Origin of the sequence: Streptomyces exfoliatus (assembly GCF_000725545.1) — a bacterium.
GTDB classification, from domain to species: Bacteria; Actinomycetota; Actinomycetes; order Streptomycetales; family Streptomycetaceae; genus Streptomyces; species Streptomyces exfoliatus.
Genome location: NZ_KL647056.1, coordinates 158,417 through 181,954, shown reverse-complemented (window position 1 = coordinate 181,954; position 23,538 = coordinate 158,417). Strand labels below are relative to the sequence as shown.

The window sequence follows — 23,538 nt, the reverse complement described above, 5'->3', positions numbered from 1 at the left end:
AGACCCCTCCCCGTAGCGGACGCTCACCGACCCACCCTCTCCGGAAGAGACCACGTGAACCAGACCCAGACACGCACCTCCGGCCGCCGTCTGGCCGCCGTGCTCCTCACCCTCTCCACGGTCACAGCGGTGGCCGGGACGCTCGTCACCGCACCGGCGGTCGCGGCGGTCCCGATGGCCGCCGCCGGATCCACCGCCGCCTCCGCCGAGGCCTCCCTGCCCGTCGACGCCGACGTCGCGAGCACCGGCACCACCGGCTACGTCACCTCGCGGAAGGACGAGCTCGGCAACACCGTCATGGAGTGGCGCACGTACGCCGACGGCTCGGTCACCCCCCTCTCGGGCACCGTGGGCCACAACAGCTACTCCGACATCGCCGTGACGAGCAACGGCGGCGGTTCGGTGTGGCTGCGGGACATGCGCCCCGGCGGCACCCTGTACACGTACTTCGACCTGTACTCCGTGTTCGGGGCCCCGGCGAAGCTGGTCGGCGCCGTCGGCGAGAACCTCTACGTGAGCGTCTCGACCGGCTCCGAGGGCTACCAGGACCTGTACAAGCTGGCCCGGGTCAACGGCTTCGCCCAGAAGTCGAAGCTGAACCTCCGCACCCGCAACACCGACTACAAGGTCGTCGCCTCCGACGGGAACAAGCTGCTCATCCTGGGCGCCGAGATGTCGCGGTCGTCGCCGAACGCCCAGTACACGCCCTCGTGGTGGAGCGCCAGGACGACCGCCCTCAGCAACACCGTCGTCGACTGGGAGGGTTCCGGGGGCACCTTGCGCTGGACCCCGAGCACGACGGGCGCCTCCTCCGCCACCCGTGAGGCGTGGGTCCACCACCCCACGACCGGGGACCCGGTGATCGTCACGAACAGCGTCGCGCGGTTCCCCCTGACCGGTTCCATGAGCGGCGCCGTCGTCGCCGGCGTCGTCGGGGACGTCCTCCTGTACGGCGTCCCCGGCACGGCCGGCGGGGAGAGCCCGAGCCCGCTGTACGCGCGGAGCCTCGCCGACCCCACCGCCGCCCCGTACGAACTCCTGGACAACTTCTCCAGCGCGGCCCACGCCCCGGACGGCTCCGTGCTCGTGCGCGGGTCCGGCGCCGGCGGGGACGGCGCCTTCCGGATCGAGGGCGGGGCGGGCGGCGCCCGTCCGGCCGTGACGCTCGCGGCGGACACCGGCCGGTTCGTGGCCGTCCAGGTGTCCGAGTCCAAGGTCCCCGGCGCGGCCGACCTGGAGAAGCCCGGCACGACCGTGCCCATGGAGTGGACCCTGAACCGCGCCGACGCCGACCTGGACCTCACGCTCACCCACCACCGCACCGGGAAGAAGCTCACCCAGCGCCTCCCCCGGCCCGCGTCCGGCACCCGCTTCACCTACGCGTGGAACGGCATCCTGGGCGGCGCCAGCGCCCCGAACGGCGACTACACCTGGTCCGTCACCGCGACCCCGGCCGACGGCTTCGGCGCCCCGGCGACCGCCCAGGGCGCCTTCCAGGTCGTCCGCAAGGCCAACCCCCACGACCTCAGCGACAACGGCTCGGCGGACATCGTCGCCCGCGACGCCTCGGGCGCGCTGTGGCGGGACGACACCTTCGACTGGCCCGTCGCGGGTCAGATCAAGACCTCCGGCCGCACGAAGATCGGCACCGGCTGGGGCATCTACAACCAGATCGAGGCCGCGGGGAACCTGGCCGGCGGCCCGGCCGGGGACTTCGTCGCCCGCGACACCGCAGGCGTCCTGTGGAGCTACCTCGGCACCGGCAACGGCACCCTCGCCGCCCGCACCAAGATCGGCAGCGGCTGGGGCGTCTACAACAAGATCGCCGCGGGCTCCGACCTGACCGGCGACGGCCGCCCCGACCTCCTCGCCACCGACACCAGCGGCGTCCTGTGGCTCTACAAGGCCACGGGCAACTGGCAGGCCCCCTACGCGGCCCGCGTCAAGGCGGGCACCGGCTGGAACATCTACAACCAGATCACGGCCGTCGGCAACACGGCGGGCGCCTCGGCGGGCGACCTCCTCACCCGTGACACCTCCGGCGTGCTGTGGCTCCACCTCGGCAAGGGCGACGGCACGTTCGCGCCCCGCGTCAGGGTCGGCGCCGGATGGGGCGCGTTCTCGCAGCTCGTCGGCGCGGGAGACCTGAACAACGACGGCCGCGCCGACCTCATCGGCTACGGCTCGGGCGGCACGTGGGCGTACCTCGGTACGGGGAACACGACCGCGCCGTTCACCCGGGTCGCGACCGACCTGTACGCGGGCGAGGGGACGAAGTTCAACTCGGTCTCGTAACCCGAGGGTTGTGCCGTCGAATTCCTCCACGTCGGCGTACAACCTTTCGAACTTCTCGTGAGTCCATGCGGGCGTGGCGATCTCTCGCCACGCCCGCACCTCTTGAGAGAGAGCCCTGCCTTGGCCCACGCACGTATGCCCCGCCGACGACTCGCCCTCGCCGTCACCGCCGCCCTGGCCGTCACGGTGGGCACCCTGACGGCCGTCCCCGCCGTGGCGGCGACCGGAGCCGTCACGGCCGCGGAGCAGACGCAGCAGGAGGCGATAGTCCTCCCGCCCGGCTCCGTACTCGTCGGCAACGGCCCGTCCGGCTTCCTGACCCGCCTGGTCGAGGGCACCCAGACCAACTACCGCTGGACGCGGTACGCGGACGGCGTCACGACCACCCTGCCCACGGGCCGGTACTCGGGCGGGTGGCGCAGCGACCACGTCGTCAAGGTGGAAGGCACCGTCTACACGGTGTACGACATGGCGACCGGCGCAGACCCCGTGGAAATCGACATCGCGCACCTGGGCACCTCCGCGGTGTTCGTCAGGCTGGCCGGCAACACCGTCATCGCGCGCGTCCCCCGCACCGACGGCGGCACCGACGTCCACCTCCTCGGCAAGCCGGCGGGCACCCTCGTGGACCGCAAGGTGACCGGGCTGCCCGCGAACGCCTCGATCCGCCGGTACGAGATGAGCGCCCCCGGCACCCTCTCCCTCCTGTACTACGACATGGTGGACGGCGTGGCCAACGCCCGCGTGGCCCTGGTCGACGTCGCCACCGCCGCCGTCGTCGAGGACCGCGCCCTCCCGACCGCCGCCATGAGCGGAGACTTCTCCTCCTCCGCCACGCACGTGGCGTGGGCCGAGAAATCCTCCACCGACAGCTCCGCGACCCTCGCGGTGAGCCGCCGCGGTCAGAACGACGTCGAGCGCATCCCGCTGGGAACCGGCGCGACGCTGAACGAGCTGATGGGCGACTGGGTCGCGTACGCCGTGGCCGGCGGGACCACGGCGCACGCCCCCAACCCCCTCCACGCGCTGACGGCCCGCTCTCTGACCGACGGACGGACGGTCAAGCTCCTCGACACCGTGGACTCCGTCCGCAGCGACGCCGACGACGCACTCCTCGTCCAGGGCGGCACGGTCGAGCACGGCCAGGGCCTCTACCGGATCGCCCCCGGCGCCGACGGCACCCCCGCCGCCACCCTCGTGGCGAGCACCGGCCTGCCGATCGTGCTCCAGCTGACGGGCCAGACGGTCCCCGACACCTTCGACTTCCGTACGAGCAGCGGCGACGGCTACCTGACGTGGCAGTTCGCCGCGCACACCGGCGCGCAGACGAGCGTCGAGCTGACCCACACCGCGACCGGCAAGCGGTGGACCAGCACCTCCTCCCTGGAAACCACCGGGCGTGGACGGGCTTACTGGACGGGCCTGTTCGACGACCACACCGCCGCCGCCAACGGCGCGTACACCTGGAAGATGACGACGACGCCCACCAACGGCATCGGCGCCCCGGTGGAGCGGACCGGCACGCTCACGGTCGACAGCGGGCAGGCCCCGCACGGCTTCTCGGACACCGGCTCCCCCGACCTGATCGTCCGCGAGGGCGGCTTCCTGTTCGTCTACGACGGCCGCCAGGCCCTCCAGCACGGCGCCCAGACCGAGCTGAAGGAGACGAACATCGGGGCGGGCTGGGACGCCTACGACCAGATCGTCACGCCCGGGAACGTCGCCGGCGCCCGGTTCGCCGACCTCGTCGCCCGCGACAAGACCGGTGCGCTCTGGCTGCACACGGGTACCGGCAAGACGGCCTTCTCCGAGCGGACGAAGATCGGCGGCGGCTGGCAGATCTACAACAAGATCACCGCCGGCGGCGACCTCGACGGCGACGCCCGCCCCGACCTCGTCGCCACCGACACGGTCGGCGACCTGTGGCTCTACAAGGGCACCGGCTCCGCCACCGCGCCCTTCGCGCCGCGCGTCAAGATCGGCTACGGCTGGGGCATCTACAACAAGATCGTCGCCACCGGCAACATCGGCGGCGCCGCGGCCGGCGACCTCGTCGCCCGCGACACCGCGGGTGACCTCTGGCTCTACCTCGGCAACGGCGACGGCACCTTCGCCGCGCGCACCAAGATAGGCGGCGGCTGGAACACCTACGACGAGATCATCGCCATCGGCGACGCCGACCGCGACGGCCGCGCGGACCTCCTCGCGCACGGCCCGGACGGCAGGAGCGACGAACTCGCCCTGTACTCGGGCACGGGCGACTGGAAGGTGCCTTTCGCCGCCCGGTCCTGGCTCTACGCCGCGCCGCCGCTGACCGGCTCGTACAAGGACCTGTTCTGATCCCCGTCTGATCCCCCCACGGCAATCCCCCTGAAAAGGAGCGCGACCTTGACCCACGCACGTACGCCCCGACGGCAGCTCACCACAGCGGTCATGGTCGCGCTCGCCCTCGTGGCGGGACCCCTGATGGCCGTCCCGGCCGTGGCGGCGCCGGGGGCCATGACGGCCGCCGCGCAGACGACCCAGCAGGACGTCGTCCCGTTCCCGGTCGACGCCTGGGTGGTCGGCTCCGGCCCCACGGGGTTCCTGAGCGCCCAGAGGGGCACTCAGCTCACGTATCGGTGGACGCGGTACGCGGACGGGGTCTCGACCCTCCTACCCGGCCCGGGCTACACGACGGCCCGGCGGACGGACATCGTGACCTCGGGCCGCGAGAACGGCGTCTTCCGGCTGTACGACATGGGCTCGGGGGGCGACCTGCTGGAGATCGACGTCACGCCACTCGGCGACAGCTACACCTTCGCGGGGTACGCCGGCAGCCGTCTCCTCATGAAGAAGCCCAACGCGACCGGCGGCACCGAGCTCCACGTCGTCGGCAAGCCGGCGGGTTCCCTGGTCGACGACACCGTGACCGGCCTCCCCACGGACGCCGAGATCATCAGCATAAACGTGGACTCGCCCGCCGACGCCGTGGTCCGGTATTGGGGCACGGTCGACGGCGTGAAGCGGAGCTTCGCGGCCGTCGTGGACCTCACGGCCCACGCGGTCATCGAGGAGTACGAGACGCCCGACGTCACGCTGGGCACCGCCCTTTCGGCGACCCACATCGCCTGGTTGGAGCAGCCCGCCGACTCCACCGCGAGGGTGACGGTGACCCGCCGGGACACCGGCGAGTCGGTACGTCACGACCTGGGAGTCCAGGACGACCTCAGCATCCAACTGGTGGGCGACTGGCTGACGTACAGGCGGCCGGCCCCCTACCTCACCGCGCCCCCGGACGCCCTGCGCGCGCTGTACGCCCGCTCCCTGACGACCGGCGAGACGGCCAAGCTCCTGGAGCACACGACGAGCGCCACCCCCGGCGCCGACGGAACCCAGCTGGCACGGGGCGGGACGCTCGACCAGGGCGAGGGCCTCTACCGGGTCTCGCCCGGCGCCGACGGCGCCCGGCCCGTCGTCACCCTCGTGGCGTCGACCGGCCAGCCCACCACGCTGGAACTGCTCCGTCACGACGTCCCCGAGACGATCGACCTCGACCGCGCGGCCCTCCCGCTCGGGCTGAACTGGACGCTCAGCAGAAGCAGCACGAGGGTGCGCGTCGAGCTGGTCCACACCGCGACGAAGAAGACGTGGAAGCCGAGTATCTCCCACTACGCCGGGGGCGTCGTCGGCTTCAAGTGGGACGGCGTGTACGCCAAGAACTGGATGAACGCCAACGACCTGAACAACGACGCCGTCCCCGCCCCCAACGGCGACTACACCTGGCGCCTCACAGCCGAGCCGCGCGACGGCATCGGGCCCGCCGTGGAAAAGACCGGCGCCTTCAAGGTCGTCCGCAAGACCGTCCCGCACGACTTCAACGACAACGGCACCCCGGACCTCCTCATACGAGAGCCCTCCGGCCACCTGTCCCTCTACAACACGAGCACGCCCCTCGGATCGTGGCCCGTCAACCCGGCCGAGCCGCTCGGCACCGGCTGGGACATCTACGACGCGCTCCTCTCCCCCGGCGACGTGGCCGGCGCCGCCCCCTCCGACATCGTCGCCCGTGACACGAACGGCGTCCTCTGGCTCCACCAGGGCACCGGCCGGGCCCTCGCCCCCCGGGTGAGGGTCGGCGGCGGCTGGCAGATCTACAACAAGATCACCGGCGGCAGCGACCTGAACGGCGACGGCCGCGCCGACCTCGTCGCCACCGACAAGGCCGGGGACCTCTGGCTCTACAAGGGCACAGGGAACGCCTCCGCCCCCTTCGCACCGCGCGTCAAGACCGGCCATGGCTGGGGCATCTACAACAAGATCGTCGCCACCGGCGACATCGGCGGCGGCGCGGCCGGCGACCTCGTCGCCCGCGACACCGCAGGCGTCCTCTGGCTCTACCTCGGCAACGGCAACGGCACCTTCGCCCCGCGCACCAGGATCGGCGGCGGCTGGAACACCTACAGCGACATCGTCGGCTTCGGCGACGCGGACCGCGACGGGCGCCCCGACCTGCTGGGCGTCACCGCCGCGCACGGCACCCCGTACTTCTACAAGGGCACCGGCGACTGGAAGGTCCCCTTCGCCCCCCGCAGTGACGTCTACAGCTACGCCTACCTGGGCGGCACCGCGTTCTGACACGTCAGCGGGACGGTCGCCCAGACCGTCTTGCCGACGCACCGGTCCTTTCTGGCCTGGTTCAAGAGCGGCTACAGCAGTGGCGAGGGCGGCGGGGTCGCCGCGCACCCCACCGCCATCCAAGAACCCCGACGGCGTGGGCCGCGTTCGTGGACGTAGCATCGGGCGCGTGACCAGCAAGGACTTCGTCCTCTTCGACGTCGACGGCACCCTCATGGACGCCGTCGCCAACCAGCGGCGCGTCTGGCACGAGTGGGCCGCGCGGTACGGGCTCGACGGGGACGAGGTGTACGCCGTCGCGCTGCGGACGCGGCCCGTGGAGACGTTCGCGGCCGTCGTGCCGGGCGCGGACCCGGACGAGTGCCTCGCCCTCCTGCACGCGCTGGAGGACGAGGACGTCCGTACGGGTACGTACGCGCCCTTCGAGGGCGCCGTCGAGCTGCTGACCGCCCTGCCCGCCGACCGGTGGGCGCTGGTCACGTCGAACTACGAGCACCGGGTCCGGGGCCGGTTCGATCGGACCGGGCTTCCGATGCCCGCGCTCGTCATCGACGCGGCCTCGGTGGCGGAGGGCAAGCCGTCGCCCGTCCCGTACCTGACCGCCGCCGAGAAGCTCGGCGCGGACCCGGCGGAGTGTCTGGTGATCGAGGACGCGCCGTCGGGGGTCCGTTCGGGTCTGGCGGCCGGGATGACCGTATGGACGGTCAACACCCCGGCCGCGCACCCCGACGCGCACCGCCACTTCCCGACCCTGGCGGAGGCGGCGCCGCACATCCTGACGGCGCTGGGCTAGGACCGCTCAGAGGATGGCGTCGTAGATCCCCCAGCCCCAGCCGATCTGCCTGCGGGTCGGCGACGGGACGAGGTTGCCGCTGCGGGTGAGGCCTTCGTAGAACCAGAGACGGCCTTCCTTGTCGCGGGCGAGGTAGTCGCCGTAGCGGGAGCCGGCGAGGTTCCGGGCGTAGGCGATGCGGTCGTAGGCGTTCCAGCCACCGCCCAGGCGCACCCTCGGCATGAAGCCCGAGCCCTGCCAGGAGGGATCGTGCGACCAGAGCACTCCGGCCGTGTCGCGCGTCACGACGCCGTCGCCGAGGGTCCGGCCCACTATGGCGCTGTACGCGTTCCAGCCGCCGCCGATGCGCTCGCGCTGCTGGAAGGGCGCTGAAGGGGACACGTAGCTCGGACGGTAGCGCCAGAGGACCCCGTCCCTGTCCCGGGCCATGAGGCCATTCCAACCCCGGGGGCTGATCGCGGTGTACGTGTTCCAGCCGCCACCGACCCGCACGCGCGGCTTGAAGGGGGCGTCCGGGTTTCCGGAGCCCTGGTAGTGCCAGAGGACCCCGTACTTGTCCCGGGCGACGAGGCTGCCCTCGCCCGCCGCCGTCCGCTCTCCGAGGGGAGTGATCGACGTGTAGATGTTCCAGCCGCCGCCGATGCGCTCGCGCGCCTTGAGCGGCTTCTCGTGGAGGCCGGTGCTCTCGTACTGCCAGAGCACGCCCGCCTTGTCACGGGCGAGGACGGTCGTCCGCAGGTTGGCCGCCGGGGTGTTCCGGGCGAACTGGAAGACCACGGGCCCGCTCGCGAGGTCGGGGGCCCCGCCCGCGCCCACTTCGAGGGTGCCGTTGACGTCACCGTGCCGGCGTGCGCCGATGCCCGACTCGATGCGGATGTCGTAGGTGAGGGTGGTCGCGGCCTCGGTGACGGGCATCGTGGCCACGTACGGGCCCTGGTTGACCCCTTCGACCGGCTGCAGCCAGGGGCAGGGCTGGTAGGCACCGCCGTTGACCGAGCAGGTCGCCTTGATGTCGTCCTGGAAGTCCCACGCGTCACCCGCGAACTCATAGGTGATCGGCAGGAGAAGCCGCGCCTTCACGGGGCCGCTCGCGTCCGCCGGGAGAGTGACGGTGACCCGAGTGGTCACCACCTCCTCGCCCGAGGGCACGACCAGCGGGCCGCCCTCCTGGACGACGGTTCCGGGCGTGCCCGTGCCCGTGCTCGTGCTCGCCGGGCCGGCGGCCTGGGGAGTCTCGGCGAGGGCCGTCGCCCCTCCCAGGGCGGCGGGGGCGACACCGGCTGCCAGAGCGGTCGCGATGACCAGAGCCATGCGCGTGCGTATGCGTGTGCGCGTGCGCTTCACGTTCGGTCTTCTTCCTGAGAGTTGCTTGTCGGACCGGGTCAGAGGATGGCGTCGTAGATGTCCCAGCCCCAGCCGATCTCCTTGCGCGTCGGGAGCGGGACCCGGCCCGTGTTGGTGTCCACGGTTTCGTAGAGCCAGAGGTGGCCTGTCTTGTCCCGGGCGAGGAGGTCGTCGGCGTGGCCGGTGCTGTTGAGGTTCTGAGCCCAGGCGATGGTGTTGTAGGCGTTCCAGCCGCCGCCGACCCTCCCGCGCGGCGAGTACGGCCCCGTGCCGTTCTCGAACGCGTACCCGTACGACCAGAGCACGCCGCCCGCGTCACGCGCCACGGCGTTGTAGCCACTGCCCTGGCCCGCGAGGGCGGTGTACTGGTTCCAGCCGCCGCCCACCCGTCGGCGCGGTGCGAAGATCTCGGAGCTGTTCTCCGCGTGGGTCGGCCAGTAGTCCCAGAGCACTCCGTCCCTGTCCCGGGCCACGAGACCGCCGTTGCGTCCGGTGATCGCGGTGTACGTGTTCCAGCCGCCGCCCACCCGCACGCGCGGCTTGAATGGGGCGGCCGGGTCTCCGGAGCCCTGGTAGTACCAGAGGACACCGGCCTTGTCTCGGGCGACGAGGTTCCCCTCGCCCGCTGCCGTCCGGTAGGTGAGGGACGTGATCGAGGTGTAGATGTTCCAGCCGCCGCCGATGCGCTGGCGCGCCCTGAGCGGCTTGTCGTCACGGCCCGAGCTGGGGTACTGCCAGAGCACGCCGGCCTTGTCGCGGGCGAGGACCGTGGTCCGCCGGTAGTTCTCGGGGGTGCCCTTGACGAACTGGAAGGTGACGGGTCCGCTCCCGATGACGGTCCCGGCCCCGTCGGTCACTTCGAAGGTGGCCGTCAGGTTTCCCATCACGGCGGCACGGCTGTCGGCGTCGACCCGGACGTCGTAGGTGATGGTCGTCGCGGCCTCGACGGCCGCGAACCGGACCTCGTTGCCCGGGCTGTCCCACGGACAGGACCAGAAGGCACCGCCGTTGACGGAGCAGGTCGGGGTGACGGGTTCGTAGGCCGGTGTGTCGAAGTCGGGAAGCTCCCATGTCGGCGTCGGCAGGAGCAGCCGCGCCTTGACGGGGCCCGTATGGCCCGTGGGGAGCGTGACCGTGATCCGGGTCGTCACCGCTCCCTCCTCGCCGGAGGGCACGACGAGCGGGCCGCCTTCCTGGACAACGGTTCCGGTCGTGCTCGCGGTCGCCGCCCCGGCGCTCAGAGACACGGCAGCGGTCGCCGTGCCTCCCAGTACCGCAGGGGCCACACCGACGGCCAGTACCGTCGCGATCGCCAGAGCCGCACGCGTATGTGCCACGAATCCCCCCAGGAATTCTTCCGATTTGGTTCGGTAGTTCGCGTCTTTGACCTTCGGAGGGGGCGAATGGTTGTGCGGAAGGTCTCCGAGGTGCGGTGGGTGGCGGTGTCGAGCGAGTGCGGGTGGGACCGGGTCACGCGAAGCCCCGGGCAGCGGCGGGGGCTGCGCGTGCGCCTGACGCCGGTGGGTGGGGCTACCGCGTGGCCACGCCCCCGACCGCTGCCCGGGGCTACCGCGTGGCCACGCCCCCGGCCGCCACACTCGGAAAGAGGGCGGCCGCACCCGACACCCGCGTAGCCGCCCCACCCCACGCGCCTCGCTCCAACCGGGCCTTAGCACAGCGCACTTGGCCGCCATTCAGATCGTTCATCCCCTCCGCTACTGTGTCGGCCATGCAGGGGGAACCGGAAAACAATTCCAGTCTGGAAAGTCTGAGCGGCAGCGGGGCGATGCCGCTCGAGTCGGGTGACCCCCGGCAGATCGGTGCGTTCAGACTGCTCGGCGTGCTCGGGTCCGGCGGCATGGGGCGGGTCTATCTCGGCGCCGTGCCCGGGAAGTTCGCGGCGGTGAAGCGGGTGCTGCCCGTGCTCGCCGAGGACGCCGACTTCCTGAGTCACTTCGGGCACGAGCTCGACAACCTCGCCCGGCTGCCCGGCGGGGCCAACACCAAGCTCCTCGCCAGCGACCGCACGGCCAAGCCGCCCTGGTTCGCCACCGAGTTCATACCGGGCATCACGCTCAGCGAGGCCATCCGGCTGAACGGCGGTCCGCTGACCGGCGAGGCCCTGTGGCGGCTCCTGCGCGAGGCGGCGGCCGGGCTGCGCGTGGTGCACGGCGCCGACATGGTGCACCGTGACCTCAAGCCGTCCAACGTCATGCTGACCTCCTCCGGTCTCTCCCTCATCGACTTCGGCGTGGCCCGCGCCGCCGACCAGAGCCGTCTGACCAGGACCGGCATGGTCATCGGCACCCCGGCCTACATGGCCCCCGAGCAGGCCGTCGCCGAGCGGCAACTGACCGGTGCCGCCGACGTCTTCGCCCTCGGCAGCCTGCTCCTCTACGCGGCGAACGGCCGGCCTCCGTTCGGCGACGGCTCCGGTCCCGACCTCCTCTACCGGGTCGTCCACGGCGAGCCTGACTTCGGGCGCCTCACCGAGGCCGATCCCGAGCTCGCGGAGCTCGTACAGAAGTGTTTCGCCAAGGATCCCGCGGATCGTCCGACCGCCGACGAGCTGGTCGGACTCACCGAGGAGCGCGCGGCCGGGGCCGTCTGGCCGGCGAAGGTCACCGAGCGAATCGGCGAGCGGGCGACGTTCGCGGCCGGGGCGCCCACGGCCGAGCAGCTCGCCGAGCTGGAGAAGACCGAGCCCGCGCAGGACGTGGCGACGGCCTCCCTCACCCCGCAGGGCGGCCGGGAGCCCGCGACCGCCTCGCCCGACCCCCTGGCCGTCACGGGGCAGGCGGCGCCCGGCAAGCGGGAGGGGCGGCGGAACCGTTTCGTCATGCTCGCCGTGCCCGTCGTCGTGGCGACCGGCACCACCCTGACCGTCGCCCTCGGCCCGTACGAGATCGGCCGGCTCGGCGCGGGCCCGGGGTCGTCCGCCGCACCCCCGTCCACGGTGGCCTCGCAGCCGGCGAACGTACCGTCGGCGGGCGCGTCCGGTTCGCCGTCCTCGCAGACCCCGGGCGGCCCCAAGTCCCCGTCGTCCAAGCCGCCGGGCTCCTCCCCGGGCGCACCGCCCCCGCCCGCCGACGGCGGTGGTGGCGCCGGTGGTGGCGCCGGTGGTGGCGCCGGTGGTGGCGCCGGCGGCACCGGCACCGTGCCCGGCGGGGCGGGGGGCGGGTCCGGCAGCGGGTCCGGCAGCGCCTCGGGGAGTGGTTCCGGGAGTGGTTCCGGCAGCGGGTCGGGCAGCGGCTCCGGCAGTGGTTCCGGCGGCGGTTCGACCACCACAGCCCCCTCCGGCGGCGGCACGACGGCCCCTCCCGCACCCCAGCCGACGACCCAGCGGCCCACGACTCCGCCGCCCTCCTCCGGCGGCTCGGCGCCCTCGGGGACGTACTCCCTGGAGAACGTCTCCAACGGCGAGTGCCTGGCGGAGAACGACGCGGGCTACGCCGTGCTCGTCGACACCTACGCGTGCGGTTCCAAGCCCACCAACGGCGGCTACCTCGCCTACTCCTGGACCTACTCCCCCGGCGCGAACGGCACCTTCCGCCTCATCAGCAAGATCTCCGGGAAGTGCCTGCAGCCGTCGAGCTCCACCGTCACCGTCGCCGCCTGCAACGGGTCCAGTGTCCAGTCGTGGAAGATCGGCACGTCGACGTCCGCCGGGCGGACCATCAAGAACGTGAACAGCGGCTACTGCCTGATCACCGGACCGCCGTTCGCGATGACGTACACCTGCAACCCGAGCGACCGCGCGCACCTCTGGCGGAACATCTCAGCCATCTGAGCGCGGGCGGCCGAAGACCGGGACCGTGACCTTCCCCTCCGCCCGGAAGGCGACCTCCAGTTCCATTCCGATCCGGAGGTCACCCTCCGGCACGCCCACGACCTCGGTCATCATGCGCGGGCCCTCGGCCAGGTCGACGACGGCGGCGACGTACGGGACGCGTTCGCCGAAGGGCGGGAGGTCGTTCCGGTGGACGACCGACCAGGTGTAGAGGGTGGCCCGGCCGCTCGCCCGCTCCCAGCGGACGTCCTCGCTCCAGCAGTGCGGGCAGAACTCGCGCGGGTAGTGGTGGGTCCTGTCGCAGGTCGCGCAGTGACGCAGGAGCAGTTGTCCTTCGGCTGCGGCGTCCCAGTACGGGCGCGTGAAGGCGTCGATGTCGGGGTCGGCGGCCGTCATCGGAGCGGTCCGGTCGCCGTCGTCGGAACCGACCGGTCGCCACGGTCCGTCGCCGTCATCAGAAGAGTCCGATCGCCGAGTCGAGGGACCAGGTCTGCCAGGACATGGCGAGGAGCGCGACGAGGGAGATCAGCGCCATCATCGCGTTCTGCCCCTGCTCGGCCCAGTCGTGGATCATCAGGACGAGGTAGAGGAGGTTGAGGAGGAGGCCGCCGGCGAGGGCGACGGGGGTGAGGAAGCCGGCGACCAGGCCGAGGCCGATCGCGAGTTCGGCGTAGACGACGACGTACGCCATGAGCTTGGGGCGGGGCGCGACGACGGTCTCGAAGCCCTTCCCGACCTGGGGCCACCGGTGCTTGGCGGCGACGTCGGCGGCCCAGGCGATGCCGGTGCCGCGTTCGAACCAGCCCTTCCTGTCCTTGTGGCGCCAGCTCTCCAGCCACCACAGGCCGAGGCCGATGCGGAGGACGGCGAGCCATTCGGCGCCGGTGAGCCAGATGGTCTGCATGCGCGTCCCCTCGACGGACCGGGTCGGATCTGACGGTACGTCAGTTCAGCGCACCCCCCGCCCCCGCGCAAGGGGCTGGTACGCGGAGATCGGGCACGCGTGACCGATTCGCAACCGAAATCCCTCTCGGTCGAGACCCACTACGTGTACACGTCATTACGCTCAGCATTCATGGCCACCACCCCCCAGCAACCCACCCTCCACCCCGTGTACGTCATCGGCGGCGGCCCCGGCGGGCTCGCCGTCGCCGCCGCCCTGCGCGGGCGCGGCGTCCGGGCCGTCGTCCTGGAGAAGTCCGACGCCGTCGGCGCCTCCTGGCGCACCCACTACGACCGGCTCCGGCTGCACACCACCCGCCGCCTCTCCGCCCTCCCGGGACTGCGGATACCCCGCTCCTTCGGGCGCTGGGTCGCCCGCGCCGACGTGGTGCGGTACCTGGAGAAGTACGCCGAGGAACACGAACTCGACGTCGTGACGGGCGTCGAGGTCCACCGCGTCGAGCGGACGGGCACGGAGTGGGTCCTGCACGCGACCGGCGGCCGGCGGCTCGTCGCGAGCGCGGTCGTCGTGGCCACCGGCTACAACCACACCCCGCGCCTGCCCGACTGGCCGGGCCGCGACGCCTACCGGGGCGAGCTGAACCACGCCCGGTCCTACCGCAACCCGCAGCCGTACGCCGGGAAGGACGTCCTCGTCGTCGGCATCGGCAACACCGGCGCCGAGATCGCCGCCGACCTCGCCGAAGGGGGCGCGAAGCGGGTCCGGCTCGCGGTGCGGACGGTCCCGCACATCGTGAAGCGCACGACGGCCGGCTGGCCCGCCCAGCGCTCCGGCATCCTGATCAGGCGGCTGCCGGCCCGTCTGGTGGACCGCCTCGGCGCGCTCCTCGCCAGGTTCGCCACGCCGGACCTGACGGCGTACGGGCTGCCCCGCCCGGACACGGGTATCGCCACGCGCCAGCGCGAAGGCGCGGTCCCGGTGCAGGACGTGGGCCTGATCGACGCGGTGCGGGCCGGGAAGGTCGAGATCGTGGCCGCCGTCGAGGGCTTCGAGGGCGACGAGGTGCTCCTCGCGGACGGCACCCGCATCGCCCCGGAGGCCGTCATCGCCGCCACCGGTTACCGGCGGGCCCTGGAACCGCTGCTCGGGCACCTGGACGGCGTGCTCGACGAGCACGGACGCCCGGTGGCGCACGGCGCGCGCTGCCCGCGCGAGGCGCCCGGGCTGTACTTCACGGGGTTCACGAACCCGATCAGCGGGATGCTGCGGGAACTGGCGATCGACGCGGAGAAGATCGCGCGCCGGGTCGCGAGGGCCGAACGGACGGCGGCGAAGTCGGCGGCGAGGCCGAGCGCGATCGCGTCCCGCGGCTGACGACGGCGCCCCGCCCCCCAGGGGAATGGGAGCGGGGCGCCTGCTGATCCCGGGGGGAACGGGATCAGAACGTGGAGAGGCCGTTCCAGCCCCAGCCGATCTTCACGCGCGTCTTCAGGCCGCCCGCGCCGTCACCGTCGTACCGCCACAGGACACCGGAGGTGTCGCGGGCGAGCACGTCGGGAACCCCGTCGCCGGTCAGGTCGCCGACGCCGGTCAGGGTCAGGTCCTTCCAGCCCCAGCCGATCTTCGTGACTCCCTCGACGTTGTCGTAGCGGCGCAGCTCACCGTCGTACTTCTGCCCGAGGTAGGACTGGTCGCCGGTCCCGGAGAGGGCGCCCACGCCGGTCACCCGGTAGCCCCCGTAGGAGATGCCGTGGTTGACGCGCGGCTTGAGGCCACCGCGACCGTCCCCGCCGTACAGCCACAGGTCGCCCTTGCCGTCGATGGCGAGGAGGTCCGAGAAGCCGTCGGCCGGGAGGGCGCCGGTGTCGAGGTCGCCGACGCCGGAGAGCTTCAGCCCCTGCCAGCCCCAGCCGATCTTCACCTTCGGCCGGAGGCCGCCGGCCCCGTTCCCGTCGACCCGCCAGAGATTGCCCGCGGTGTCCTGGGCGACGACGTCGGGGATGCCGTCAGCACTGAGGTCGCCGGCCACCGTGAAGCGGTACCCGGTCCAGCCCCACCCGATCTTGACCCGGGCCTTCAGGCCGCCCGCGCCGTTCCCGTCGTAGCGCCAGAGGGCACCGGCGGCGTCCTGGGCGAGGACGTCGGGGCGGCCGTCGCCGGTGAAGTCGTGGCGGAAGGTGCCCCGGGGGCTCCAGCCGCGCGGGGCGATCCAGGAGATGTCGTCGACGTAGGTGCCGGGCGCCGAGAGGACCGTGCGGGCGCCGTCGGGCGTGCTCGCGCTCCTGACGACTGCCCCGCCGGCGGTGTAGGCGATCTGACTGCCGTCCGGGGACCACTCGGCGCCGAACCACCCGCCCTCGCCCGGGGTCAGCTCGTACTCACTGCCGGTGTCGAGGACGTGGGCGCGCGGTTCCCACCCCTCGGCGCCGCCCGCGAAGGAGATCCGCTCGCCGTCCGGCGAGAACCTCGGGTTCACGCCCGGGGCGATGAGCTTCGGCTCGCCGCCGACGCGCGGGTCCCAGAGGTAGACCTTGGAGTCGCTCCTAAAGCCCTTCACGAAGGTGATCTTCCCGTCCCAGGCCACGTCCGCCTGACTGACCCCGCTGTCGGGGAGGGCGCTGTGGACGTCGCCGCTGGCGATGTCGACGCGATAGACGGAGAGATGGTCGTGGATGCTGTCGTCGCTCCCGGGCCTGGGCACGTAGCTCACGACGACCTGCCGGCCGTCGGCGGTCCAGTCGAGGCTGTCGGGCCGGACATCGGGTTCTATGAGGGTTTTGCGGACCACGCGGGCGTTCCTGCCGTCGGCGTCCGCGACCCAGAGGGCGCTGGCGCTGGTGAGGAAGGCCATGCGCAGACCGTCGGGCGAGAAGGCGACGCCGGAGATCGCGGCCGTGGTCGTCAGACCCCCGCCGGTGGGCACGAGCACACGCCGGTCGGTGCCGTCGGTGTTGACCGTGACGATGGTGCCTGGGGTACGGACGCCGTCGACGTACGTGTACTCGGTGAAGACCACCCGGGGCTTCGGCGCGTCCCCGGCGGCCTGGGCAGGGGTCCCCGTGACCGCCGCGAGGGCGGCGGAGGAGGCGAGGACGGCCAGGGCGGTGCCGAGGGCGCGGCGGCGCCCCCGGGTGCGGGTGGAGCGGGTCACGTGATCTCCCTGGGTGGTGGTCGTCGGACGTTTGGGGCATGTCGTCCGAGAGGTGAGACACGCCTCCCCCTCGAATGGTTGTACGAGGTCGGGGATCGTTCCGCCGCTGCCCGAAGGATCCGTTCTGGCACGGACCGCCGCGCACCCATTCCTGACTGGCCGTCAGTTCTGTAATCTGACTGGGCGTCAGCTGTATACGGATGGGTGAAGGGCGGGCGGAACACATGCTTGGATCGACTCACGGCACGTTCACCACCGGTCTCCGCGCCCGCGTGGTCGCCTGCGGCGAGGCACCCCCGGTCGTCGTGCACGGCGTCACCGCCGCCCCCGGCGACCAGGACGTCAGCGGGCGCCCGCTGTACGCGCCCGTACCCGACCTCGACCGGTTCTTCCGGCCCGAGTCCGTCGCCGTCGTCGGCGCCTCCGACACCGAGGGGCGGCCCAACACCGGCATCACCCGGCAGCTGCTCGCCTGGGCCGAGCGGGTCGGGGCCCGGATCGTGCCCGTGCACCCGACCCGTACCAGCGTGTTCGGGATCGACTGCGTCCCGTCCGTCGGCGCCCTCACCGAACCCGTCGACCTCGCCGTCCTCCTCGTCGCCGACCCGCTGCCGGTCATCGAGGAGTTGGCCGCCGCCAAAGTCCGGTTCGCGGTCGCCTTCGCCTCCGGCTTCGCCGAGACCGGCGAGGCCGGCGCCGCCGCGCAGGAACGTCTCGCCGCCGCCGTACGCCAGTCCGGGCTCCGGCTCCTCGGCCCCAACACCAACCTCAACGCCTTCGAACGCTTCCGCGAGGACCTCGAAGGGCCCGCCGTCGCGCTCATCACCCAGTCCGGCCACCAGGGGCGGCCCGTCTTCACCCTCCAGGAGCTGGGCGTCCGCCTGTCCCACTGGGCGCCCACCGGCAACGAGGCCGACCTGGAGACCTCCGACTTCATCTCGTACTTCGCCGGACGGCCCGAGGTCGGCGCCATCGCCTGTTACGTCGAAGGACTCAAGGACGGCCGCTCCTTCCTCCTCGCCGCCGACCGGGCCGCCCGCCAGGGCGTCCCCGTCGTCGCCGTGAAGGTCGGCCGCACCGAGACCGGAGCGCGTACCGCCGCCTCCCACACCGGCAAGCTCACCGGCGCCGACCAGGTCGTCGACGCGGCCATGCGCCAGTACGGGGTGATCAGGGTCGACGGGCTCGACCAGCTCCAGGACACCGCGACCCTCCTCGCCCGCGCCCGCCGGCCGGTCGCCGACGGCGTCGTCGTCTACTCGATCTCCGGCGGTACGGGCGCCCACTTCGCGGACCTGGCCACGGCGGCGGGACTCGAACTCCCCACCCTCCCCCAGGCCAAGCAGGACGAACTCCACCAGTGGATACCGGAGTACCTGAGCGTCGCCAACCCCGTCGACAACGGCGGACACCCCGTGGGCGACTGGCGCGGCCGGAAGATCATCGACGCGATCCTCGCCGACCCCTCCGTCGGGGTGCTGATCTGTCCGATCACCGGCCCCTTCCCGCCCATGAGCGACCGGCTCGCCCAGGACCTGGCCGACGCGGCGGAGGCGACGGACAAGCTGGTGTGCGTGGTCTGGGGGTCCCCCGTCGGAACGGAGGAGGCCTACCGGACGACGCTGCTCGGCTCCTCGCGCCTCGCCACCTTCCGTACGTTCTCCAACTGCATCGGGGCCGTGAAGGCCTATCTCGACCACCACCGCTTCACCAGCGGCTACCGCTCCCCCTTCGACGAGGCGCCCCGCACCCCCTCCCCCTCCTTCCGCAAGGCCCAGGCCCTCATGCGGCCCGGCCGGCGGCTCAGCGAGCACGCGGCGAAGCAGCTCCTGCGGGCGTACGGGATACGGGTGCCGCGCGAGCAGCTCGTCACCAGCGCGGCGGCGGCCGTCCGCGCCGCCGGGCTCGTCGGCTACCCGGTGGTGATGAAGGCCTCGGGCGCACAGCTCGCCCACAAGACGGAACTGGGCCTCGTGAAGGTCGGACTGACCTCCGCCAGCCAGGTACGGGACGCGTACCGCGAGCTCACCGACATCGCCCGCTTCGAGTCCATCGACCTCGACGGCATCCTCGTCTGCCAGATGGTCGGGCGCGGGGTCGAGATGGTGGTGGGCGTGACCCGCGACGAGCTGTTCGGGCCTACGGTCACGGTCGGTCTGGGCGGGGTCCTGGTGGAGGTCCTCGGCGACACGGCCGTGCGCGTCCCGCCCTTCGGGGAGCAGGAGGCCCGCTCGATGCTCGCCGATCTGCGGGGGCGTGCCCTCTTCGACGGCGTACGGGGTGCCCCGCCGGCCGACGTCGACGCGCTCGTCGAAGTGGTCCTGCGGGTGCAGCGGATGGCCCTCGAACTCGACGGCGAACTCGCCGAACTGGACATCAACCCGCTGATGGTGCTGCCGCGCGGGCAGGGCGCGGTGGCCCTGGACGCGCTGGCGGTCTGCCGATAGTCGAGAGGAGCCCCTGTGGACGAGGTCCTGCACGCCGTGGGGAACGGCGTCTCCTGGATCACGCTCAACCGTCCCGAGGCGATGAACGCGGTCACCTGGGACCAGCGGGAACGGATCATCGCCCTCCTCGCCGAGGCCTCCGCCGATCCCGGGGTCCGCGCGGTCGTCGTCACGGCCACCGGCCGGGGCTTCTGCGCGGGCGCGGACCTGCGGGGTGCGCCCGCGGCAGGTGGGGACCGGGTGGCGGGGGACGTGGCCCGGATGATCCGGCTGGGCGCGCAGCGGTTCGTCGGAGCGGTCATGGACTGCGAGAAGCCGGTGATCGCGGCGGTGAACGGGACGGCGGCGGGGATCGGGGCCCATCTCGCCTTCGCCTGCGACCTGGTGCTCGCGGCGGACTCGGCGCGGTTCGTCGAGGTGTTCGTACGGCGGGGGCTCGTCCCGGACGGGGGCGGGGCGTATCTCCTCCCCCGGCTGATCGGGCCGCAGCGGGCGAAGGAGCTGATGTTCTTCGGGGACGGGGTGTCGGCGGCGGAGGCGCGGGAACTGGGCCTGGTGAACCGGGTCGTTCCGGCGGAGGACCTGGAGAAGACGGCCCGCGAGTGGGCCGAGCGCCTGGCCCAGGGCCCGACGCGGGCCCTCGCCCTCACGAAGCAGCTGGTGAACGCGTCCCTGGACACGGACCGGGCGACCGCCTTCGCGGCGGAGGCGGTGGCGCAGGAGCTCAACATGACGACGCGGGACGCGCAGGAGGGGGTGGCGAGCTTCGTGGAACGGCGGGAGGCGCGGTACGAGGGGCGCTGACCTCGGCCGTCGACCGCCCCCAGGGCTTCCTATCTGACGACCCGTCAGGTTCAATGGATGACGTGATGGGACACGCGGGGATGGCGGCCACCGCCGTCCGACACCTGAGAGCGGCCGGTTCGCCGACGGCCGTGGAACCACTGCCCCGGCCGGTACTGCGCGCGGTACGGGAGGACGAGCGACCACCCGTCGACCCGGCCGCGTTCCGGCGCGTCCTCGGCCACTTCGCGAGCGGCGTCACGATCGTGACCGCCCTCGACGCGACCGGCCCGACGGGCTTCGCCTGCCAGTCCTTCGCCTCGCTCTCCCTCGACCCGCCCCTGGTGGCCTTCATGGTCGCCCGCACGTCGACGACGTGGCCGCGGATCGCGGCGGCCGGCACCTTCTGCGTCAACGTCCTCGGCGCCGACCAGGGCGAACTGTGCCGGTCGTTCGCGGTGAGCGGCGCGGACAAGTTCGCGGGCGTGGACTGGACCCCGACCCCGGAGACCGGCTCCCCCCGCCTGCCGGGGGCGCCCGCCTGGATCGACTGCACGATCACGACCGTGCACACGGGCGGTGACCACCTGATCGTGGTGGGGCGGGTCGAATCCCTCGGCGCGACGGAGGACAGCGATCCGCTGCTCTTCCACCGGGGACGGTTCGGGCGGTTCAGCTCCTAGCTTCCGGTCAGGGAGAGCCCCTGCGTCCGGGGGCGTCTGATCACCAGGGACATCAGGGCCGCCGCCGCGCACAGGGCGCCCGAGGCGTACCAGACGACGTCGTACGAGCCGAAGACGTCCCGGGCCGCGCCGCCCGCGAAGGCGACCACCGCCGCGCCCACCTGGTGGGAGGCGAGGACCCAGCCGAAGACGATCGCCGAGTCCTCGCCGTAGTGCTCGCGGCACAGGGCGATCGTGGGCGGGACGGTGGCCACCCAGTCCAGGCCGTAGAAGACGATGAAGAACAGCATCGGGGGGTGGACCGAGGGGGCCAGCAGCATCGGCAGGAAGAGGAGGGAGATCCCGCGGAGCGCGTAGTAGACCGCGAGCAGCCGACGCGCCTCGAAGCGGTCCGTGAACCAGCCGGAGGCGATCGTGCCGACGACGTCGAAGACGCCGATCACCGCGAGGAGCCCGGCCGCCGCCGTCACCGGCATCCCGTGGTCGTGGGCGGCCGGCACGAAGTGCGTCTTGACCAGGCCGTTCGTCGACGCACCGCAGATCGCGAACGTGCCCGCGAGGAGCCAGAACGGGCCGGTGCGGGCCGCCTTGAACAGGACGGTGACCGCGCGGCGGGCCGCGCCCGTCACCGGGGCGGGCTTGTCGGCGTACTCACCGCCGTACGGGGCGAGGCCGACGTCCGCCGGGTGGTCCCGGAGCAGCAGCCACACGAAGGGCACGACCGCGAGGGCGGCGAGCGAGACGGTGACGGCCGCCGGGCGCCAGCCGTGGTGTTCGACCAGCCAGGAGAGGAGGGGGAGGAAGACCAGCTGGCCCGACGCGCCGGCCGCGGTGAGGATGCCGGTCACCAGGCCCCTGCGGGCCACGAACCAGCGGTTGGTGACGGTCGCGGCGAAGGCGAGCGCCATGGAGCCGCTGCCCAGGCCGACGAGGACGCCCCAGAAGAGGACCAGCTGCCAGGGGGCCGTCATCCACACGGTGAGGACCGAGCCGAGGGCGATCACCGTCAGGGCCGCCGCGACGATCCGGCGGATGCCGAACCGGTCCATGAGGGCGGCGGCGAAGGGGGCGGTCAGGCCGTAGAGGGCCAGGTTCACCGAGACGGCGAAGCCGATGGTGCCCCGCGACCAGTCGAACTCCTCGTGCAGCGGCTCGATCAGCAGGCCCGGCAGGGACGCGAAGGCCGCGGCGCCGATGATCGTGACGAAGGTGACCGCCGCGACGAACCAGGCGCGGTGGATACGCGGGGTGCGGGGCGTGCGGAGGAGGTGTGGGGGCGCCTGGCCGTCGGACGGTTCGACGGGCTTCTCGGTTGTCTGGGCCATGCCACCGAGCCTCCCGCCTCCCGCCCGGCCCGACGACTGGCCCGGATGACAGGTTTGCAAAGGATCGGGCCACCGGCTGTCAGGCCCGCGGCCGCTACAGCCTCGGCAACGTCCTGATCGGGCGTACCGCGAGCAGCGCGCCCACCACGAGTACCGCGATGCCCGCCCCCGCGAGCAGCACCTGTTCCGTGCCGACCGCCGCCGCCACCGGCCCCGACAGGGTGCGGCCGACGCCCATCATCAGGAGCGAGCCGGCCACGTCGTACGCGTGCATCCGGTTCAGGGCCTCCTGCGGTACGTGCGTCTGGACGGCCGTCGACCACATCACCAGCCAGAAGGCGAAGGCCGTCCCGCCGATGAACTGGCCGGCGGCGAGCAGGGGCACGGGCGCGGCGAGGCCGAGCAGGGCGAGGTTCACGGGGAGCCCGAGGAGCGCCACCGCGCCCGCCGCGAGCGGGGCCCGCGGGCGCAGCCGGAGCGCGAGCAGGCCGCCGACGGCGCTGCCGACGCCGTTGACGGCCATGAGGACGCCGTACGCGGCGGAGCCGTGGTCCTCGGTGACGAGGCTCGCGGTGAGCGGCACCATGGGGCCCGCGACGGTCAGTCCGTACACCGTCCAGATGGCGATGACTCCCCAGAGCCAGCTCCGGGCCTTGAACTCGTGCCAGCCGCCCACGAGTTCGGCGCCGAGGGAGTCGCTCCGCAAGGAGTCGGAGGGGATCGGGGCGATCCGCATGAGGGCGAGGCAGAGGGCGCTGACGGCGAAGGTGGCGCCGTTGACGGCGAACGCGGCGCCCGCGTCCCACAGGGCGACGAGGAGGCCGGCGGCGGCCGGGCCCGCCATGGTCATCAGGGCCTCGGCGACCCGCAGGACGGCGTTGGCGCGCTGCACGTCGGAGGCGATGCGGGGGATCGTGGAGGCGACGCCGGGCTGGAAGAGGGCGGCGCCCATGCCGCTGAGGAGGGAGAGGGTGTAGACGGCCCACAGGGGCGGGCTGCCGAGGGTGAAGGAGACGGCGAGGACGGCGGCTCCCGGCAGCCGCAGCAGGTCGGCGAGGATCATCATGCGGCGGGCGGTGAACCGGTCGGCGAGGACGCCGCCGAAGAGGACGAAGAGCGCGAAGGCGGCCGTCCAGCCGCCGAGGGCGTAGCCGACGGTGGAGCCGGGATGCCCGGCGCCGAGGAGTCCGGCGGCGAAGGCGACCGGGACCATGCCCTCGCCGAAGACGGCGACCGCGCGGGCGACGAAGAAGAGCCGGAAGTTACGGTTCCACAGTGCGGGCGGCTCGGCGGGCGGTTCCGGCGGGGCGGGAATCCGTTCGGCGGCCTCAGACTTGTACGTGTTGTCCGTCACGGAGACGAAGAGCTACCAGCCAGCTGGTCTACACCACCACTCATTTTCGGAG

16 protein-coding genes are annotated in these 23,538 nt (G+C 72.6%); 9 read left to right on the top strand and 7 right to left on the bottom strand.

Annotated features, from left to right (window positions below; all coding sequences use genetic code 11):
• Positions 1 to 54 precede the first annotated feature (54 nt).
• The 4 genes from IO20_RS0135270 (at position 55) to IO20_RS0135255 (ending at position 7,705) form a co-directional block, all read left to right on the top strand.
• A complete protein-coding gene (locus IO20_RS0135270) occupies positions 55 to 2,295 on the top strand; it encodes an FG-GAP repeat domain-containing protein (protein WP_030549953.1) in 2,241 nt (746 codons plus the stop codon).
• Between the two features lie 120 nt (positions 2,296 to 2,415).
• A complete protein-coding gene (locus IO20_RS41935; protein ID WP_245685171.1) occupies positions 2,416 to 4,635 on the top strand; it encodes an FG-GAP repeat domain-containing protein in 2,220 nt (739 codons plus the stop codon).
• A 48-nt stretch (positions 4,636 to 4,683) separates the two neighbouring features.
• Positions 4,684 to 6,912 carry an FG-GAP repeat domain-containing protein gene (locus IO20_RS0135260; protein ID WP_031127884.1) on the top strand — a complete coding sequence of 743 codons (2,229 nt, stop codon included), beginning with the start codon at positions 4,684 to 4,686 and terminating at the stop codon, positions 6,910 to 6,912.
• 169 nt (positions 6,913 to 7,081) lie between these two features.
• Positions 7,082 to 7,705 carry an HAD family hydrolase gene (locus IO20_RS0135255; RefSeq protein WP_030549959.1) on the top strand — a complete coding sequence of 208 codons (624 nt, stop codon included), beginning with the start codon at positions 7,082 to 7,084 and terminating at the stop codon, positions 7,703 to 7,705.
• 6 nt (positions 7,706 to 7,711) lie between these two features.
• On the opposite strand, the gene IO20_RS0135250 is transcribed toward IO20_RS0135255, so the two are convergent.
• Together IO20_RS0135250 and IO20_RS0135245 are read right to left on the bottom strand one after the other, a co-directional pair.
• On the bottom strand, positions 7,712 to 9,016 hold the full coding sequence (locus tag IO20_RS0135250; RefSeq protein WP_157850879.1) for a hypothetical protein: 1,305 nt from the start codon (positions 9,014 to 9,016) through the stop codon (positions 7,712 to 7,714).
• 71 nt (positions 9,017 to 9,087) lie between these two features.
• Positions 9,088 to 10,296 (bottom strand): hypothetical protein, encoded by a 1,209-nt coding sequence (locus IO20_RS0135245; RefSeq protein WP_157850878.1) that lies wholly within the window; start codon positions 10,294 to 10,296, stop codon positions 9,088 to 9,090.
• 593 nt (positions 10,297 to 10,889) lie between these two features.
• Between IO20_RS0135245 and IO20_RS0135240 the strand changes: the two genes are divergently transcribed.
• Entirely contained in the window at positions 10,890 to 12,839 is a 1,950-nt protein-coding gene (locus tag IO20_RS0135240) for a serine/threonine-protein kinase (protein WP_245685170.1), read from the top strand.
• Here IO20_RS0135240 and IO20_RS0135235 read toward each other — a convergent pair.
• Together IO20_RS0135235 and IO20_RS0135230 are read right to left on the bottom strand one after the other, a co-directional pair.
• A complete protein-coding gene (locus tag IO20_RS0135235; RefSeq protein ID WP_030549967.1) occupies positions 12,828 to 13,235 on the bottom strand; it encodes a Zn-ribbon domain-containing OB-fold protein in 408 nt (135 codons plus the stop codon). The genes IO20_RS0135240 and IO20_RS0135235 overlap by 12 nt on opposite strands.
• Positions 13,236 to 13,293: 58 nt before the next feature.
• Entirely contained in the window at positions 13,294 to 13,743 is a 450-nt protein-coding gene (locus IO20_RS0135230; RefSeq protein ID WP_030549969.1) for a DoxX family membrane protein, read from the bottom strand.
• Between the two features lie 171 nt (positions 13,744 to 13,914).
• Here IO20_RS0135230 and IO20_RS0135225 point away from each other — a divergent pair, with 171 nt between their 5' ends.
• The gene (locus IO20_RS0135225) at positions 13,915 to 15,117 is read left to right on the top strand and encodes a flavin-containing monooxygenase (protein ID WP_031127877.1); all 1,203 of its coding nucleotides are present in this window, start codon (positions 13,915 to 13,917) and stop codon (positions 15,115 to 15,117) included.
• 64 nt (positions 15,118 to 15,181) lie between these two features.
• On the opposite strand, the gene IO20_RS37995 is transcribed toward IO20_RS0135225, so the two are convergent.
• On the bottom strand, positions 15,182 to 16,894 hold the full coding sequence (locus IO20_RS37995) for a VCBS repeat-containing protein (protein WP_051874464.1): 1,713 nt from the start codon (positions 16,892 to 16,894) through the stop codon (positions 15,182 to 15,184).
• A gap of 224 nt (positions 16,895 to 17,118) precedes the next feature.
• On the opposite strand from IO20_RS37995, the gene IO20_RS0135215 reads away from it, so the two are divergent.
• The 3 genes from IO20_RS0135215 to IO20_RS0135205 are packed head-to-tail and all read left to right on the top strand — an operon-like array spanning position 17,119 to position 20,807.
• Positions 17,119 to 19,341 (top strand): acetate--CoA ligase family protein, encoded by a 2,223-nt coding sequence (locus IO20_RS0135215; protein ID WP_030549974.1) that lies wholly within the window; start codon positions 17,119 to 17,121, stop codon positions 19,339 to 19,341.
• 15 nt (positions 19,342 to 19,356) lie between these two features.
• Complete coding sequence (locus IO20_RS0135210) at positions 19,357 to 20,145, top strand: enoyl-CoA hydratase/isomerase family protein (RefSeq protein ID WP_030549977.1); 789 nt, start codon at positions 19,357 to 19,359, stop codon at positions 20,143 to 20,145.
• Positions 20,146 to 20,198: 53 nt separating this feature from the next.
• On the top strand, positions 20,199 to 20,807 hold the full coding sequence (locus IO20_RS0135205; RefSeq protein WP_245685169.1) for a flavin reductase family protein: 609 nt from the start codon (positions 20,199 to 20,201) through the stop codon (positions 20,805 to 20,807).
• Here IO20_RS0135205 and IO20_RS0135200 read toward each other — a convergent pair.
• A complete protein-coding gene (locus IO20_RS0135200; protein WP_030549981.1) occupies positions 20,804 to 22,132 on the bottom strand; it encodes an MFS transporter in 1,329 nt (442 codons plus the stop codon). The genes IO20_RS0135205 and IO20_RS0135200 overlap by 4 nt on opposite strands.
• 94 nt (positions 22,133 to 22,226) lie before the next feature.
• The gene (locus IO20_RS0135195) at positions 22,227 to 23,486 is read right to left on the bottom strand and encodes an MFS transporter (protein WP_030549983.1); all 1,260 of its coding nucleotides are present in this window, start codon (positions 23,484 to 23,486) and stop codon (positions 22,227 to 22,229) included.
• Between the last annotated feature and the right edge of the window lie 52 nt (positions 23,487 to 23,538).